Raw genomic sequence first — 15834 nt, forward strand, 5'->3', positions numbered from 1 at the left:
ATCTTTCCTTCGTGGTGCCCTGCAACATCCTGCGGCAAATACGGGGCCAAATCTGTGAGCTAACTAACAGAACCCGTGAAATAGCGGGCTCTTAGCCATAAGAGGCGGAATCGGCAGCCCCGCAACTTCTGCCTGCAACTGGCTCGATTTCGCGGCAATGAGGCCCTCCTTGCCCTCGAATCGTAAAATTTTACGCAATTCGGGCATGTCCGTTTCAGCCTGTCACCCGGTTTTAGGGCCCGTGCTGGGCGCGTTAAGCAGAACAAAACGGCCCGCCTCACACTATCTCCGCGAAAGCAACAAAGCCCGGCACGTCGAGATCGAGGATATCTCGCGAAGCCCGGGAAGGGGATGTCAGATGGAGACCGCTGCTCGCTCGCGCGCCTGGCGCGCAATCCTTGTCTTGTGCGGCTTGGTCCTGCTCGGATCGGCCGCCGAGCTTCGCGCCGGTACGCTGCTGTCGCCGGGCGCCGGCGTCCTCGTGCGCAAATCCGCCGAACCGTTCGGCGTATTCGCATTCGCCATCTCGTCCGGCAGCCTGCAGCAGAAATGGTCCGCACTGAGGGACAAGTTCGACGACGACATGGTGCAGCTCGCACTCTGCGACGGCGACCGCGACAATTGCGCGTCCCCGGCGGCCTTGAAACTGCTCGCCATCGTTGACCAGGCCCGCGCCCGCGACGGCCGCGCGCGCCTCGGCGAGACCAACCGCGCCATCAACCTCGCCATCCACGCCGCCAATGACGGCACCGACGACGTCTGGAGCTCGCCGCTTGCGACCTTCGCGCGTGGCGCCGGCGATTGCGAGGATTATGCCATCGCCAAGCTGGCCGCGCTGCGACTGGCGGGCGTTGCCGCTGAAGACCTCCGCATCGTCGTGGTGCGCGACGTCAGGGCCGGCGAGGAGCACGCGATTGCCGCAGCGAAGCTCGACGGCCAGTGGCTGATGCTCGACAATCGCCGCATGACGATGGTCCGGGACGACGCGACGCGGAGCTATCAGCCGCTGTTCGTGCTCTACCGGTCGGCGGTGATGAAGTATGTCGACGAACCGGTGCAGGTCTCGATGGCGGCCGGCGAGGCGCGCTGATCACCTCGGCTGCACTCCCAACACAAACCCATTTCGCCGCGCGATCCCAGACGCTAGCATGGCGCCTTCCATGCGGGGGCGACTGGAATGCGATTCATCGTGCTGTCTGTGCTTGCGCTGCTGGCGTTCTCGGCGGCGCCCGCGTCCGCGCAATCCGACCGCTCGGTCGCCGAGAGGCTGCCGCTGTTTGCCAAGAATAACTGCCAGCAGATTCGCGATCCCGGCAACCAATTATTCTGCGCTGACGCCGAGCTTGCCGCCGCCGCCGAGAAGCTGAGCATCGCGATCGAGGCGCGGCTCGCCCGCCTGCCCGATCGCCTTCCCGCAATCGAGGAGAATGCGATCTGGATCCGCCAGCGCAACCTCAGCTGCGGCATCGTCGGCCAGACCGCGATCCGCGCCGACGAATTCGACCGGGTGAAGGGGTGCCTGCTCAAGGTCACCGAAGAGCGCGCCGCTATCGTGCGCGACCCTGATTTCGACTGCCTCGCGGCCAATACCGCGGCGGGCGCGCTGATCTGCGCCGAGCCGTCGCTGGCGCTTGCCGAAACCGAGCTCAACGGCCAGGTGCTCGGTCTGATCGGCAAGCTGGACCCGACCGCCGCGCGCTTTGCCTTCGCCGAATATGGAAGGTGGACACGAGAGCGCGACCGCAAATGCAATCTGGTCGGCAAGGAGAACGTGCCGCTGCAAGAGCTGGAATCCGCGGAAGACTGCCTCGCCGACCATTTGAAGCGCAAGAGCGACGAAATCCGCGCGGCGAAGGGCGATCCCAAAAAGGTGTTCGGCCGGCAGGTCGCGGCCCGTTCGCCCGACACCGACGCCGTCGATTTCTGCGCCGCGCGAATCCATGCGGCCAATTCCTGCGGCAACTTCCTGCGCATCAACCGCGTCTATGCGCTCGACAGCCAGGTGACCGAGCAGGAGGCGCAGGTCACGGGCGAGATCGAGATGGCCGTGCTGGCGCCCTTCACCATGTGCAGCAAGGTCGCCTCCACCTGCACCGGGACCTGCTGGGACGCGAGGACGGGTCGTCCGCAGCCGGGAGCCGGCAACAAGGAGCGCTCCGCAGAAGCCTTCAACGTCACGCGCCGCCTGCGGATCCAGCGAACTTTCGCCTTCGTGAAAGCCGCCGACGGCTGGCGCTGCCGTGAGGACGAGCTGGCCCCGGTGAATTCGGGGACGGCAGGCGGGGGGTCGTAGCCAGGGCTATCGCATTTGAGCGCTTTTCTCTGCGGCCATCCTTCGAGACGCCCGCTTAAGGCGGGCTGCTCAGGATGAGGACGGAGTGCGCGGCGCCAGTTTCAACGGCACTGACGCCGATTGGCCTCATCCTGAGGAGGCGCGTAAGCGCCGTCTCGAAGGACGAGGCGTGCGCGCAGGCCGCCGCAACGAGTCATATGCGATAGGCCTGCCGCAGGCGGGGAGAGGCGAAGAAGCATCAAAACATCAGATTGTCCTTCACCAGCACCCAGCGGCCGCCCTTGACCTGCTGCACCTGGGTGATGGTGTTGGCAAGATGGTCGGTCTTGGAGAACTTGGTCGGCGGCGAGTTGAAGATGTCGAGGAATTTCTCGCCCGACTCGAGCGCGTCCAGCATCTTCTGACCAGTGAGATCCTTGCCGGCCTTGCTCGCGTAGAACGCAAACGTCATCATCGCATTGTAGCCGATGATGGCCTGCGTGTTGGCGTCCGTGCCGAACATCTTCTTGTAGTTGACGAGCCAATCCTTCACTTTGCCCTTGGCCGTGTCCTCATAGGGAATCTCGAAGCCGCTGGCGGCATAGAGACCCTCGACGGCGTCCTTGCCCAGCGCCGGAACCTCCATCACGTTGGTGGGGGTGGCGCCGAGGAAAGTGACGTCCCAGCCGAGCTTCTTGGCTTCGGTCATCGCCCCGATGGTCTCGCGCAGCACGGTGCCGAGCACGACGAGGTCGCAGCCATCGGATTTCATCTTGGCGACCTGGGCGCTGAAATCGGAGGCGCCGCGCTTGTAGCTCGTGATCGAGGCCGGCTGCACCTTCATGGCCGTGAGCTGCTGGTTGAAGCCGTCGAGCACGTTCTTACCGTACTCATCATCCTGATGCATGATGCAGGGCTTCCTGAAATTCTTCCACTCCATCATGTATTTCAGCGCGGCCCGCGTGCTCTCGACGTAGGGCAGCAGATTGTTGAACTTCAATCGCTCCTGCGGCTTGGCCGGATCGAATTTGAAGGTGAACTCGGCCGCCGTCAGCGGGAAGAGCTGCAGGACGCCGGCGTCGAAGAGGATGTCCTGCGCGGCGAGCACTGTCGGCGACCCCATCGGCCCCACCATCGCGAAGATCTTGTCGCGCTCGATCAGTTTCTGCGAAGCCAGCACGGCCTTTTTCGGATCATAGCCGCTGTCCTCGACGACCAGTCGAATCTTGCGGCCGTTGATTCCGCCGGATGCGTTGATCTCCTCGGTCGCCATCTTCATGCCGTTTGCGACCGGCACGCCCCACCCCTTGATCGGACCCGACAAATCCTGGTGAGTGCCGATGACGATCTCGGTCGCCGAGATGCCCTCGTTGGTGACCTTGGTTTGCGCTCCGGCCGGCAGACAGGTGAGCACCACGGCACTCACAGCAAGGCCGAATGCGCTGAACGATTTCGACATCGACGTCTCCTCTCCTAAAGGCCCGTGTTGGACGAAGGGCGAGGGCCACAGCCCCTTCGCTTCTCGACTAGGCAGACGCGTCACGCCACCTCACGCTCGCGATACATCGCTTCGATCTCGGCGGCGTAGCGCTTGTTCACGAAGCCGCGCTTCAGCTTCATGGTCGGCGTCAGCTCCTCGTCCTCCGGGGTGAGCTGGCGCTCGATCAGATAAAACTTCTTGATCGTCTCGACACGGGCGAAGTTGCCGTTGACCTGCTCGATCTCGCGCCCGATCAGGTCGTGAATCTCCCTCGCGCGGCACAGGCTCGCATAGTTGGTGAAGGGAATGTCGTGATCCTGGGCGAACTTTTCGACGTTCTCCTGGTCGATCATCACGAGGCAGGTGAGATAGGGCCGCTTGTCGCCGACCACGACCGCGTCCGAGATATAGGGTGAGAATTTGAGCTGGTTCTCGATCTCGGACGGCGTGATGTTCTTGCCACCGGAGGTGATGATGATGTCCTTCATCCGGTCTGTGACGCGGACGAAGCCCTCATTGTCGATGGTGCCGACGTCGCCGGTGTGCAGCCAGCCGCGCGAATCGATGGTTTCCGCGGTCTTCTCCGGCTGGTTCAAATAGCCCATGAACAGGAAGTCGCCCTTGATCAGGATCTCGCCGTCGGGCGACAGCGCGACCTCGCCCCAGGGCACGGCGGTGCCGACCGAGCCGAGCTTGATCCTGTCCGCGGGCATCATGGTGGCGACCCCGCAATTCTCGGTCTGGCCGTAGACCTCGTGCATGTCGATGCCGAGCGCGAGATACCAGCGGATCAGCTCGGGCGCGATCGGCGCTGCGCCGGTGAACGCAATGCGACAGCGGTCGAGCCCGATCATGCGGCGAATGTTGCGGAAGGCGACCAGGTAAGCGATGCGGTTGGCGATGCGTAGCGATAGCGGCGGCGCTCGGCCCTCGAGCCTGTAGTCGACCATGCGATAGCCGATGCCGATGGCGCGGCGATAGACCCATTGCTGCAGCGGCGTCGCATCCTTCAGCGCGATGGTGATGGCGGAGTAGAATTTTTCCCAGATCCGCGGCACCGCGAGGAAGGCGGTCGGCTGCACCTCGCGCAGATTGTCCGGCACGGTTTCCGGGCTCTCGGCGAAATTCATCACCGAGCCGAGCGCGACCGAGATGTAATAGCCACCGACGCGCTCGGCGACGTGGCAGAGCGGCAGGAAGACCAGCCGGTCCTCGTCCTCTCGCGCCGGGATGAAGTCGTTGGCGTGCCGCATCTGGTGGGTGACGCTGCGGTTGGCGTGCATCGCGCCCTTGGGCGGACCGGTCGTGCCGGACGTATAGACGAGGATCGCGAGATCGCCGGCGCTGCGGCTGTCGATCATCTCCTGCCACAGCGCTTCGCGGCCGAGCATGTGGTTGCGGCCGAGCGCGCGAAACTCGTCGAGCGACATCACCATGTCGTCGGAGAAGCCGCTGAGCCCCTCCATGTCGAACACGATGATCTTCTGCAGGGACGGACACCGCGCGCGGCAGGTGAGGATCTTGTCGAGCTGCTCCTCGTCCTCGGCGAAGATCACCTTGGTGCGGGAATCGTTGACGAGATACTCGACCTGGGATGGGGAATCGGTCGGATAGATTCCTGAGGAGACACCGCCGGCGCACAATATCCCCATATCGGCGTAGACCCATTCGGGCACGGCATTGGCGATGATGGAGGCGACGTCGCCGGGCAGGAAGCCGATGGCGCGAAGCGCGTAGGCGATCTCCTTCGATATCGCGAGCCATTCGCGCCAGCTGGTCGGCTGCCAGATGCCGAACTTCTTCTCGCGGATCGCAGGCCGATCGCCCCGCGTCTCGGCGGCGCGCAGAAAGCTCTTTGCGATCGTATCAGCGACCGTCAGCACCGCCGGTCGGACCATGCGCCTCTCCTCCCTGTCGCCTGCCTCCGCTGCCTGCCTTGCCGGCGGTCTATGTTGCGGATGACGAGCTCATCTTACTGCCAGCTCTTCCTCACCGCCATGTCTTCTTCTTTTTCCAGCGCCGCTCGCCGCGTGCGCCCGCTTCCTTGGCGCCAAGGTAGAATTCCTGGATGTCCTGGGAATGCATCAAGCGGTCGCAGGTGTCGTTCATCACGATGCGGCCGATCTCCAGGACATAGCCGTAATGCGCCGTCTCCAGCGCGACTTTGGCGTTCTGCTCGACCAAAAGGATCGACATGCCCTGCTCCTCGTTGACCCGGCGGATGATGGTGAAGATCTCCCTTACCAGCAGCGGCGACAGGCCGAGCGAGGGCTCGTCAAGCAGCAGCAGCGTCGGCCGGTTCATCAGCGCGCGTCCGATCGCCAGCATCTGCTGCTCGCCGCCGGAGAGCTGACCGGCCGGCTGGTCGATGCGCTCCTTCAGTCGCGGGAAATAGCCGTAGACGCGCTCCAGATCCTCCACAACGCCATCGCGGTCCTTGCGCGGATAGGCGCCCATCATCAGGTTCTCGCGCACGGAGAGGAACGGAAACACCTCGCGTCCTTCCGGCACATGGCTGAGGCCGAGCCGCACGATCCGGTCAGCCTCCATGCGCTGGATCGGCTTGCCCATGAACTCGATCGTCCCCTTCTGCGGATCGAGGATGCCCGAGATCGTCTTCAGCACCGTGGTCTTGCCGGCGCCGTTGGCGCCCAGCAGCGTGACGATGCGGCCGCGCGGCACCTCCAGCGAGATGCCGCGGATCGCCATGATCGGCCCGTAATAGCTCTCGATGTTGGAGAGCTTCAGGATGATGTCCGGGCTCACCGCGGCTTCCATGCGTCAGGCTCCCAGATACGCCGCGACGACGTCGGGGTGTTCTTGCACCTCGGCGGGCGAGCCCATGGCGAGCACCCTTCCATAGTTCAGCGCGATGACGCGATCGGAGACGCGGTTCACCAGCGACATGTCATGCTCGACCATCAACACGGTGACGCCGAGCTCGCTCTTCATGTCGCGGATCCAGAACGACATGTCGTCGGTCTCCTCGACGTTGAGGCCGGAGGACGGCTCGTCGAGCAGGATCAGCTTCGGCTCGGAGCACAGGGCACGCGCCAGCTCGATCACCTTGCGCACGCCGTAAGGCAGGCCCGAGATCAGCTTGTCGCGATAGGGTTCCAGATCGAGGAATTCGATCACCTGCTCGACCCTGCGGCGATGCACCTTCTCGTTGGCACGTACGCTCGGCAGGAGCAGCAGCTCCTGCCAGAGCTGCGTGGTGGAATGGCGGTGACGCCCGACCAGCAAATTCGACAGCACGGTCGCGTTCTCGAACAGCTCGATATTCTGGAAGGTGCGGGCGATGCCGAGCTTGGCGATGTCGTAGGGCGGCTGCTCGGTGATGTCCTGGTCCTCGAAGAAGATGCGGCCCGAGGTCGGCCGGTAGATCCGCGAAATCAGGTTGAAGATCGAGCTCTTGCCGGCGCCGTTCGGCCCGATGATCGAGAGGATCTCGCCCTTCTCCACCGCGAACGAGACCGCATCGACCGCCTTGAGGCCGCCGAAATGCAGCGACAGGTTCTCGGCGCGAAAATAGCTCATCGGTTGCGCTCCGACTTCACGTAGATCTTCTGCCGCTTGAAGGTGGCGCGCTTGTAGAGCGGAAACAGCTGGAAGAAGAGCTTGATCTTCAGCCAGCGGCCGTAGAGCCCGAGCGGCTCGAACAGTACGAACAGCACGATGATGATGCCGTAGATCGCTCCCTTCAAACCATTGAGCGAAGCGAAAGCCGCGGCGTTCGACTGGATATTTCCCGCAGTCGCCGGGCTCGCGCCGAAGGTTGCGGCGATGCCGGCGATGATGCCGGGCATGTCGTCCTTGAGATAGGTCAGGAACGGATCGATCATCACGATGAAGATCGCACCCAGCACCGCACCGTGCAGGCTGAAGGTGCCGCCGATCAGGATCACGATGATGAACTCGATCGAGAGCTGCAGCGTGAACATCTCCGGCGAGATGAAGGAGAGCTTGTGCGCGAACAGCACGCCGGCAAAGCCGGTGATCGTCGCCGAGATCGCGAACGACTTGACCTTGTAGAGCGCGACATTGACGCCCATGCTGCGCGCCGCCGTCTCGGAGTCGCGGATTGCGACGAAGGCGCGGCCCGTCGGCGAACGTAGGAGATTGAGCGTGCCGACGATGGTCAGCACCAGCACGGCTAGACAGAGGTAATAAAATGTCGGGCTGTCGCGCGGCACGGTGACGCCGAGCAGCGACAGCGTCTTGACCCGCATGCCTTCATTGCCGTTGGTGACGCTCTCCCATCGCGCCAGGATCTCCTCGACGATCAGGGCAAAGGAGATGGTGGCGATGACGAGGTAGATGCCGGTCAGGCGCAGGGCGGGAAAACCGACCATCGCGCCGATGATGCCGGTCGAGGCTCCGGCGGCGAGGAAGTAGACCGGGAACGGCACGTTGTACTTCTGCAAATAGGCCGCGGTGTAGGCGCCGATCGCGAGGAACGCGGCGTGGCCGAGCGAGGCCTGGCCGGTGAAGCCGGTCAGGATCAGCAGCGCCACGCCGACGGTTGCATAGATGCAGACGAAGACGAGCTGGCTCATCAAATAGCTGGAGAGCACATAGGGCGCGATCAGCAGCAGCGCGAGCAGGAGGCCGTAGGAGATGATGTAACCCGAATGCGGGAACAGCTTGATATCGTCCTCGTAATCGGTCTTGAACAGGAAGCGCATGATGTTCAGACCTTCTTGCGGACGTGGAGGCCGAACAGGCCTTCGGGCTTCAGGAGCAGCACGGTCAGCAACACCACGTAGGGCGCGACGTCCTTCCAGCCCTCGGGCAGGTAGAAGCCGGCCATGCTCTCGATCACGCCGATCAGGACGCCGCCGACCACGGCGCCCGGGATCGAGCCGAAGCCGCCGAGCACCGCGGCGGGAAACGCCTTCAGGCCAAGCACGAGGCCGACATTGGAGTGAATGAAGGTGATCGGCGCCAGCAGCACGCCGGCGCAGGTCGCGACCGCCGCGCTGATCGCCCAGACGACCGACACCACGCGCTTGACCGGGATGCCCATATAGTAGGCCGCCAGCATGTTCTCGGAGCTGGCGCGCATCGCGGTGCCGAGCATGGTCTTGTTGAAGAACAGCCACAGCAGCGCGCACAGGATCATCGTCGCCGCGATCACCGAGAGCTTGTCGTAGGCGAGCACCAGCGAACCCATGCGGAGCACGCCCTGGCTGAACGGCGTCTCGATCTTCAAATCGTCGGTGCCCCAGATCATGCCGGCGACCGAGCGCAGGAAATAGCCGAGGCCGATCGTGGCCATGATGATCGAGAATTGCGGGTAGCCGAGGATCGGCCGCACCACCACGCGCTCGGCCAGCATGCCGAACAGCGCCATCGCGGCCACTGCACCGGCAAAGCCGATCCAGTAGTTCAGGCCCATCATCCCGATGAAGGTGAAGGCGAAGAAGCCGCCCAGCATCATCAGATCGCCCTGGGCGAAGTTGACGACCTCGGTGGCCTTGTAGACGAGCACGAAACCGAGTGCGATCAGGCCGTAAACGCAGCCGAGCGCAACACCGCTGACCAGCTGCTGAACGAAATCCAGCATCGCCGCGCATCCTCCCGATGCAACCAGCGGTTCTTCGTGACCACCTTGCCGCATCTTGTGTCCAGTCGCTACGCAGTCGTTTCGCTGCTTAGCGCCATTTGTCCGGCATCAATTCAGCCTGAACGCCCGCGCGCTGTCAACAAACGGTGACTTGCCTTTAGTCCAACCCGGATGGCGGAATTTGTCGGCCGTAAATTCACGGTGCCGAAACATCTTCAAGTCAAGGTCGCGGGCGATGCAAAACCGGATGGTATGGCCGTCATGAAGCCGGGCAACTCGGCGCTGGAAGTTCGAGGGTTAACGAAGCGTTTTGACCGCCTGGCGGTCGACAGCCTCGATCTCACCATTCACGCCGGCGAATTCTACGCCCTGGTCGGCCCCAACGGCGCCGGCAAGACCACCAGCTTGCGCATGGTTGCGGGCCTGCTGCGGCCCGATGCCGGCGCGGTCTCGATCTTCGGCACCGATGCGCTGGAGAATCCCACCGCCGCCAAGCAGGTGATGGCCTGGGTCTCCGACGAGCCCATGATCTACGACAAGCTGACCCCGCTCGAATATCTCGAATTCGTCGCGGGGCTCTGGGGCATCGCCCCGTCGGCCTCGGAACCGGTCGCGGAAGAGCTGCTCAGCTCGCTCGGGCTCGAGGCGCACCGGCACGAGCGCTGCGAGGGCTTTTCCAAGGGCATGCGCCAGAAGGTCGCTCTCGCGGGAGCACTGGTGCACGATCCCCGCCTCATCATCCTCGACGAGCCGCTGACGGGGCTCGATGCCGTCTCCGCCCGCCACGTGAAGGGCCTGCTCAGCGCGCGCGTGCGTGCCGGCTGCACCGTGATCATGACCACGCATATTCTCGAGGTCGCCGAGCGCATGGCCGACCGCATCGGTGTGATCGCGTCCGGGCGCCTGGTCGCCGAGGGCACGCTCAGCGAGCTGCGCCAGCGGAATGGCCATGCCGACACCAGCCTGGAGGATCTCTTCATCGCGCTGGTGACGCTTCAGGCTGCGGCATGAGCTCGGCAACCGCGCTGTCCTGGTTTGCCCGCCACGAGCTGCGGCTCGCCTGGCGCGAATGGGTCGCCATGATGACGGGCGGCCGGCGCAAACGTACGCGCGCTGCCGTGATCGGCCTCGTCTGCTTCGCCGCGCTGCTGCACCTGCCGGCCTGGGCAGTGATCGGCCGTTTCGCCGACCTGCAGCTGCCGCTCGACAAATCCTCGCTGATCGTGATTTCGGCGACGATCTTTCTCGCCTGGACCTTGATGCTGTCGCAGGCGATCGAATCGGTGACGCGGGTGTTCTACGCCCGCGCCGATCTCGACCTGATCATGTCCTCGCCGGCGACCTTGGCCAATCTGTTCTCGGTCCGCATCGCCGCGATCGCACTGACCGTCACCGTGCTCGCGCTGCTGTTCGGGACGCCCTTCATCGACGTTCTCGTGATCGGCGGCGGCGTGCGCTGGCTCGCCGCCTTCGGCGTCGTCGTTGCGATGGGCCTGTCGGCCGCGGCGATCGCCATCGCCGTCACCATTCTCCTATTCCGGCTGATCGGCCCGGCGCGAACGCGCCTGATTGCCCAGATCCTCGCCGCGATCATCGGCGCCGGTTTCGTGATCGCGCTTCAGATCGCCGCGATCATCTCCTACGGCACGTTGTCGCGCTTCACCATCCTGACCTCGGGGAGCCTTGCCGCCTACGCGCCTGATATCGGCAGCATCTGGTGGTGGCCGGCCCGGGCAACCATGGGCGACAGCGAGGCGCTGCTGCTGCTTCTCGCGCTCGCTCTGGTGCTGCTCGGAAGCGTCATGGCGATATTCTCGCATCGATTCGCCGACACCGCGATCGATGCGGCGGCGTACGGCACGTCCGGCCGCGTCCGCGCCACGGAGCGCCCGTTCCGCGGCGGATCGCGCCAGCAGGCGCTGCGGCGCAAGGAATTCATGCTGCTGTGGCGCGATCCCTGGTTGATCTCGCAGACATTGATGCAGCTGCTCTATCTGGTGCCGCCGGCGCTGCTGCTCTGGCGCAATTTTGCCGAAAGCTCCGCGGCTCTGACGCTGATCACGCCCGTGATCGTGATGGCGGCGGGACAGCTCGCCGGCGGGCTCGCCTGGCTGACGATCTCCGGCGAGGACGCCCCCGACCTGGTCGCAACAGCACCGTTGACGCCGTCCAGCGTCATCCGCGCCAAGATCGAGGTGGTGCTGATCGCAATCGCAGTCATCTTCTGCCCACTGGTCGGAGCGCTGGCCTTCGCCTCGCCGCTCCAGGCCGCGGTGAGTGCCGGCGCGATCATCGTCAGCGCGGCCTCGGCGGCCGCGATCCAGCTCTGGTTCCGGGTGCAGGCAAGGCGCAGCCAATTCCGCCGCCGCCAGACGTCTTCGCGGCTTGCAACCTTCGCCGAAGCCTTCTCCTCGATCGGTTGGGCCGCGACCGCCGCGCTGCTGCTCGCCCTGCCGCTGGCCGGCCTCATCAGCGGCCTGATCACCGCGAGCCTCGTCGCCCTTACCTGGAAGTTCAGCCCCAGGCGGGAGTAAGAGCGGGAGTGGGGGCCTACTCACTTGAAAGTAAGGCTAAATCGCCTTACTTATCGGGGAGCAAGGATTGAGGCTCCGATGAGTACGCTCACTGTCACGGCAAAGGGGCAGGTTACGCTCCGGAAGGATCTCCTGGAACACCTCGGTGTACATCCGGGCGACAAGATCTCGATAGAAAAACTTCCTGGGGGACGAGTTGAGGTGAAAGCCGCTCGACCAACCGGAAAGATTTCGGATGCCTTCGGCTTCCTGAAAGGGAAAACGAACAATCGATCACTGTCGATCGAGGAAATGAACGAGGTCATTGCTGACGCTTGGGCCGGTAAGCGATGAAGATAACACCCGATACCAATGTCCTGGTGCGGGTTCTGGTCGAAGATCACGCCGAACAGAGCAAGGTGGCCGAAGCCCTTCTCAAGAAGGCAGACCTCATAGCCATTTCGATCCCCGCATTATGCGAGCTGACCTGGGTTCTCTCTCGAGGCTACAAGACTTCGGCTGCCAATATCGCGGCTTCGATCCGGCACTTAATCAATGCCTCCAATACGGTTGTTGACCGGCCCGCAGCCGAGGCCGGATTGGCGTTCCTTGATGCCGGGGGTGATTTCGCCGATGGTGTCATCGCCCACGAGGGCAACTGGCTTGGAGCCGATACCTTCGTCTCTTTCGACAAGAGGGCCGTGAAACTGATCGAGGCAAGCGGCGGATTGGCGCGAATACCCTAGCGCGCGATCCTGCCACGTCAGGTCTCGAAGGCCGGCTGCGCGCTGCGCACTGCGGCAGCCTTGCGCCGATCCGTCAGGCGCCTGACCCAGTTCCGTCCGGGCTCTTCCACGAAGCGATAGGTTGCAACCGACAGCAGCACGGTCGACAGCAGCATTGCAATTTGCAGGAGATCCCCCAGCCAGAGCGATCCATTCAGGGAGACCACCTTCGTCGGTTCATGGCCCGAGCTCAGCGCATAGGAAACAAACAGCTCCATATGCCCGAGACGTTCGACGACCATGAGGATCGCCCGCACAACGGCTCTGACGAGCGGATGCAGCATGTAGATCGAATAAGTCAGTGTGCCGATCATGAGCATGGATGGCGCCGTCAGCCGACGGCTGACCGCACCGGCCTCACGCGCGAACACCAGAACGACCAGCGTGAACACCATGGGCGACGCCACCTGCAGTATGACGTTGCTTCCGGCGACCGAAACATAGAACACGACGAGCATGACGCTCGCCGCCTCGAGCCATGTTTCGCCTGATGGCCCCAGGCGTGCGCGCAACACCGGGAAGCGCTCTCGCAAATCGAAACAGACAACGCCGAGCGCAAAGCCATAGAGGCAACGCACGAGACCATAGTCGTAGGTCGCATTCATCCCATCGGGGCTGATGGTGGCGAGCACGGCCGGTCCGACCATGATCGGGAGCAGCCAGGGCAAGATCGCCGGCCCGATCCGGCTTACGACGACGGCGAAGATCGCATAGGCGGCGAACTCGGTGCTGATGCTCCAACTCGCGAAGTTCAGCCAGTTTTGCGGATTGATGCCGAGGCCCTGCAGCAGAAGGACGTTTGTGACGATGGCCTGGAGAAGGTTGGGACGGATGCCGTCCTTCGCAGCATCAATGGGAATGAACAGCAGCAACGTCACGAGATGCAGGGGATAGATGCGCCCCAGCCGCAGCACGAGAAAGCGGCCGGTGCCAAAGCCCTCGGCAAGGCGCGAGCGATAATTCGAGGCGATGACAAAGCCGCTCAATACGAAGAAGAAGTCGACGAACAAATAGGCGTGTCTGGTGAGTGGCAGGAAGGACAGATGGCTGATCACGTCGAAGTGAAACAGCGCAACCATGCAGGCGCAAATGCCGCGCCAACTGTCGAGCGCATGATATCGGGTGACGTTTTCAGCCGAGGCCATCGGAAACGGGTAGGCAGAAAACGCGACTGTCACAAGCAAGGGTTGAATACATGCTTAATGTGGCACGTGGTCGCGGAACCACGCAGCGCCCGCTTCGACTGATTGACCGTCGATGACTTGAAAAATCTAGAGTTGAAGTCCCACGAGCGGACACAGCCGACAAGTTTCGGACAGCATCGTCTCTTTTTCAGACACCCTCCCTCCAGCATCAGGACTCGATCTCTTGACAGGTGCCCCACAGACCATCGCCATCCTTCAAACCTATATGGCGAACCTGATCGCCACCCTGCAGGCCAGAACGGGAAATCTGAAGATCAACCTGGTCACCGATCCCGAGTTCGGCGCCGATCCAACCAACACGGTCGACAGTACCGCAGCTTTCGCCGCCGCTCTCGCAGGTCCCGCGGTGGCGGTCATCCCGCCGGGCACCTACAAGATCAACAATCTCGTTATTCCCAGCGGCGCCTGCCTGATCGGCTATTCCGCCTTTGGGTATGGCAACTCCGACGGCGTCAGTAACAAGATGATCCTCGTCGCGCTGAGCAGCTCGACGGTCCGCGTGTTGAACGTCGATGGCGCCTCGAACGTCATGCTGGCAGGTTTCCAGATCGACTGCTACTCGCCCTGAACAACGTGCAGAACGCGACCTGCGGCAATGACTCGCCGGCGGTCTGGGCGCGCGAAAGCGGCACCAGCGGCAACATCAGCTTCGTCGGCAACGACCTCTCCGGCACGACCGTACCCATGCCGATGGCGCTCGCCAACACGTGGTCCGGCAATCTTCCGACAAGTTACACGTTCTCGAACAATCTCGGCCTGCTCATGGACGAGCGGACGAGCGGACGACCCGTGGTCAAGAGCGGCTTTCCCTATCAGGACCTGCAGAACATCAACCTGTCGGCAAGCTCGACCGGCAGTACGGGAGGGTGGTGCACCGACAATCACGCCGTCGCCGGCGTTCGGAACCATAGGCACCAGCGGCTATATCGGATTCGGGTCCGGTACGCTGCAGCTCGGTTGGACCGGCATCGCCGCGGATGTCTCGACCTATGCGCTGAGCGTCCAGAACACCAGCGGTGCGACCCACTATGTCACCGCCCAGCTCTTCTGAGCTGCGTCACTTTTCCGAATCATGCCCTCGGCGGCATGACGCCGGAACAATTCGAAGATACAGTGACCGGATCGTCGACTGAATGGCGGACGGATCAGTGATGTCACGACTATGGCTGGCGGCTTTGGCGTTCCTCGGCTGGCTGCTGACCCCTGCCTTCGCCCAGCAGCCACAGCGCAGCGAATGCCTGGCGATGGCCAATGCGGCGCCGCGGGTCATGCCGGTCGTCTTCAGGCAGGCGACAGCTGCGGCCGAGGTCGAGATCACCTATGCCGGCCACTCCACCTATTTCATCGACACGCCCGCCGGCTTGCGCATCGCGACCGACTATAGCGGCGCATACCAGGTCGGGCGGCTGCCCGATGTCGTCACCATGAACCGGGCGCACAGCACGCACTACTCTTTGTACCCGGACAAGCGCATTCCCCACGTGCTGCATGGCTGGAGCGACGACGGCAAGCCGGCGATCGTGTCGGAGCGTATCAGCGACACCTTCATCCGCAACGTCACGACCGACATCCGCCGCTATTACGGCGACGATGCCGGCAGCGACATGATCCGCGACGGCAATTCCATCTTCATCTTCGAGGCGGCCGGCCTCTGCATCGGCCATCTCGGCCACCTTCACCACAAGCTGGACGACAGCCATTTTGCCCAGATCGGACGGCTAGACATCGTGATGGTGCCGATCGACGGCACTTACACCATGTCACTGGACGGCATCTCCGAGATCACCAAGCGGCTGCGCGCCTCGGTGGTGCTGCCGATGCACCGCTTCGCCACCCCGCTAGACGACTTCATGCGCCGGATCGGCCAGGAGTTCGAAATCGACCGGCGCATCGAGCGCTCGTTCCGGATGTCGCGGGATACGCTGCCGACGAGCCCGACCGTGATCATCCTCGACGGGGTCTGAGCGCCAGAACCGGAACGCATCAGCCGTCGACGATTCGGTTGCTCCG

16 protein-coding genes are annotated in these 15834 nt (G+C 63.4%); 9 read left to right on the forward strand and 7 right to left on the reverse strand.

Annotated elements, in window-relative coordinates; all coding sequences use genetic code 11:
* The first annotated feature begins 358 nt into the window (after window positions 1-358).
* Both BRAD3257_RS36530 and BRAD3257_RS36535 read left to right on the forward strand, forming a co-directional pair.
* Window positions 359-1090 (forward strand): transglutaminase-like cysteine peptidase, encoded by a 732-nt coding sequence (locus BRAD3257_RS36530; protein ID WP_122405864.1) that lies wholly within the window; start codon window positions 359-361, stop codon window positions 1088-1090.
* Window positions 1091-1177: 87 nt separating this feature from the next.
* Window positions 1178-2293, forward strand: coding sequence for a lysozyme inhibitor LprI family protein (locus BRAD3257_RS36535; protein WP_122405865.1), 1116 nt, complete (start codon window positions 1178-1180; stop codon window positions 2291-2293).
* A gap of 238 nt (window positions 2294-2531) precedes the next feature.
* On the opposite strand, the gene BRAD3257_RS36540 is transcribed toward BRAD3257_RS36535, so the two are convergent.
* The 6 genes from BRAD3257_RS36540 to BRAD3257_RS36565 all read right to left on the reverse strand — a co-directional run bounded on the left by BRAD3257_RS36540 (window position 2532) and on the right by BRAD3257_RS36565 (window position 9321).
* Window positions 2532-3731 (reverse strand): ABC transporter substrate-binding protein, encoded by a 1200-nt coding sequence (locus BRAD3257_RS36540; protein WP_122405866.1) that lies wholly within the window; start codon window positions 3729-3731, stop codon window positions 2532-2534.
* Window positions 3732-3811: 80 nt separating this feature from the next.
* The gene (locus BRAD3257_RS36545; RefSeq protein ID WP_122405867.1) at window positions 3812-5650 is read right to left on the reverse strand and encodes an AMP-dependent synthetase/ligase; all 1839 of its coding nucleotides are present in this window, start codon (window positions 5648-5650) and stop codon (window positions 3812-3814) included.
* Between the two features lie 91 nt (window positions 5651-5741).
* Complete coding sequence (locus BRAD3257_RS36550; RefSeq protein ID WP_122405868.1) at window positions 5742-6530, reverse strand: ABC transporter ATP-binding protein; 789 nt, start codon at window positions 6528-6530, stop codon at window positions 5742-5744.
* Between the two features lie 3 nt (window positions 6531-6533).
* The gene (locus BRAD3257_RS36555; RefSeq protein ID WP_122405869.1) at window positions 6534-7292 is read right to left on the reverse strand and encodes an ABC transporter ATP-binding protein; all 759 of its coding nucleotides are present in this window, start codon (window positions 7290-7292) and stop codon (window positions 6534-6536) included.
* On the reverse strand, window positions 7289-8440 hold the full coding sequence (locus tag BRAD3257_RS36560; protein WP_122405870.1) for a branched-chain amino acid ABC transporter permease: 1152 nt from the start codon (window positions 8438-8440) through the stop codon (window positions 7289-7291). The genes BRAD3257_RS36555 and BRAD3257_RS36560 overlap by 4 nt, the downstream gene beginning before the upstream one ends.
* 5 nt (window positions 8441-8445) lie before the next feature.
* Entirely contained in the window at window positions 8446-9321 is an 876-nt protein-coding gene (locus BRAD3257_RS36565) for a branched-chain amino acid ABC transporter permease (RefSeq protein ID WP_122405871.1), read from the reverse strand.
* Window positions 9322-9582: 261 nt separating this feature from the next.
* Between BRAD3257_RS36565 and BRAD3257_RS36570 the strand changes: the two genes are divergently transcribed.
* The 4 genes from BRAD3257_RS36570 (at window position 9583) to BRAD3257_RS36585 (ending at window position 12580) form a co-directional block, all read left to right on the forward strand.
* A complete protein-coding gene (locus tag BRAD3257_RS36570) occupies window positions 9583-10332 on the forward strand; it encodes an ABC transporter ATP-binding protein (RefSeq protein WP_162500655.1) in 750 nt (249 codons plus the stop codon).
* On the forward strand, window positions 10329-11855 hold the full coding sequence (locus BRAD3257_RS36575) for a permease (RefSeq protein WP_122405873.1): 1527 nt from the start codon (window positions 10329-10331) through the stop codon (window positions 11853-11855). Before BRAD3257_RS36570 ends, BRAD3257_RS36575 begins: the two co-directional genes overlap by 4 nt.
* A gap of 78 nt (window positions 11856-11933) precedes the next feature.
* The gene (locus BRAD3257_RS36580) at window positions 11934-12188 is read left to right on the forward strand and encodes an AbrB/MazE/SpoVT family DNA-binding domain-containing protein (RefSeq protein WP_122405874.1); all 255 of its coding nucleotides are present in this window, start codon (window positions 11934-11936) and stop codon (window positions 12186-12188) included.
* Window positions 12185-12580 carry a type II toxin-antitoxin system VapC family toxin gene (locus BRAD3257_RS36585; protein WP_122405875.1) on the forward strand — a complete coding sequence of 132 codons (396 nt, stop codon included), beginning with the start codon at window positions 12185-12187 and terminating at the stop codon, window positions 12578-12580. The genes BRAD3257_RS36580 and BRAD3257_RS36585 overlap by 4 nt, the downstream gene beginning before the upstream one ends.
* A gap of 17 nt (window positions 12581-12597) precedes the next feature.
* Here the strand turns inward: BRAD3257_RS36585 and BRAD3257_RS36590 are convergent, their stop codons facing one another.
* Entirely contained in the window at window positions 12598-13764 is a 1167-nt protein-coding gene (locus tag BRAD3257_RS36590) for an acyltransferase family protein (RefSeq protein WP_122405876.1), read from the reverse strand.
* A 223-nt stretch (window positions 13765-13987) separates the two neighbouring features.
* Between BRAD3257_RS36590 and BRAD3257_RS36595 the strand changes: the two genes are divergently transcribed.
* From BRAD3257_RS36595 to BRAD3257_RS36605, 3 genes are read left to right on the forward strand one after another with little or no spacing between them, the layout of a single operon-like run.
* Window positions 13988-14392 carry a glycosyl hydrolase family 28-related protein gene (locus BRAD3257_RS36595; RefSeq protein ID WP_129142764.1) on the forward strand — a complete coding sequence of 135 codons (405 nt, stop codon included), beginning with the start codon at window positions 13988-13990 and terminating at the stop codon, window positions 14390-14392.
* Window positions 14393-14397: 5 nt separating this feature from the next.
* Complete coding sequence (locus tag BRAD3257_RS36600) at window positions 14398-14976, forward strand: hypothetical protein (protein WP_122405878.1); 579 nt, start codon at window positions 14398-14400, stop codon at window positions 14974-14976.
* Window positions 14976-15788, forward strand: a complete 813-nt coding sequence (locus BRAD3257_RS36605; protein ID WP_122405879.1) for an MBL fold metallo-hydrolase — start codon at window positions 14976-14978, stop codon at window positions 15786-15788. Before BRAD3257_RS36600 ends, BRAD3257_RS36605 begins: the two co-directional genes overlap by 1 nt.
* Window positions 15789-15834 lie beyond the last annotated feature (46 nt).

Origin of the sequence: Bradyrhizobium vignae (genome assembly GCF_900324035.1) — a bacterium.
Taxonomy (GTDB): Bacteria; Pseudomonadota; Alphaproteobacteria; order Rhizobiales; family Xanthobacteraceae; genus Bradyrhizobium; species Bradyrhizobium vignae.

Coding starts and splice junctions, on each gene's coding strand:
- BRAD3257_RS36530 (WP_122405864.1), top strand. CDS start 359: ATGGAGACCGCTGCTCGCTCGCGCGCCTGGCGCGCAATCCTTGTCTTG.
- BRAD3257_RS36535 (WP_122405865.1), top strand. CDS start 1,178: ATGCGATTCATCGTGCTGTCTGTGCTTGCGCTGCTGGCGTTCTCGGCG.
- BRAD3257_RS36540 (WP_122405866.1), bottom strand. CDS start 3,731: ATGTCGAAATCGTTCAGCGCATTCGGCCTTGCTGTGAGTGCCGTGGTG.
- BRAD3257_RS36545 (WP_122405867.1), bottom strand. CDS start 5,650: ATGGTCCGACCGGCGGTGCTGACGGTCGCTGATACGATCGCAAAGAGC.
- BRAD3257_RS36550 (WP_122405868.1), bottom strand. CDS start 6,530: ATGGAAGCCGCGGTGAGCCCGGACATCATCCTGAAGCTCTCCAACATC.
- BRAD3257_RS36555 (WP_122405869.1), bottom strand. CDS start 7,292: ATGAGCTATTTTCGCGCCGAGAACCTGTCGCTGCATTTCGGCGGCCTC.
- BRAD3257_RS36560 (WP_122405870.1), bottom strand. CDS start 8,440: ATGCGCTTCCTGTTCAAGACCGATTACGAGGACGATATCAAGCTGTTC.
- BRAD3257_RS36565 (WP_122405871.1), bottom strand. CDS start 9,321: ATGCTGGATTTCGTTCAGCAGCTGGTCAGCGGTGTTGCGCTCGGCTGC.
- BRAD3257_RS36570 (WP_162500655.1), top strand. CDS start 9,583: ATGAAGCCGGGCAACTCGGCGCTGGAAGTTCGAGGGTTAACGAAGCGT.
- BRAD3257_RS36575 (WP_122405873.1), top strand. CDS start 10,329: ATGAGCTCGGCAACCGCGCTGTCCTGGTTTGCCCGCCACGAGCTGCGG.
- BRAD3257_RS36580 (WP_122405874.1), top strand. CDS start 11,934: ATGAGTACGCTCACTGTCACGGCAAAGGGGCAGGTTACGCTCCGGAAG.
- BRAD3257_RS36585 (WP_122405875.1), top strand. CDS start 12,185: ATGAAGATAACACCCGATACCAATGTCCTGGTGCGGGTTCTGGTCGAA.
- BRAD3257_RS36590 (WP_122405876.1), bottom strand. CDS start 13,764: ATGGCCTCGGCTGAAAACGTCACCCGATATCATGCGCTCGACAGTTGG.
- BRAD3257_RS36605 (WP_122405879.1), top strand. CDS start 14,976: ATGTCACGACTATGGCTGGCGGCTTTGGCGTTCCTCGGCTGGCTGCTG.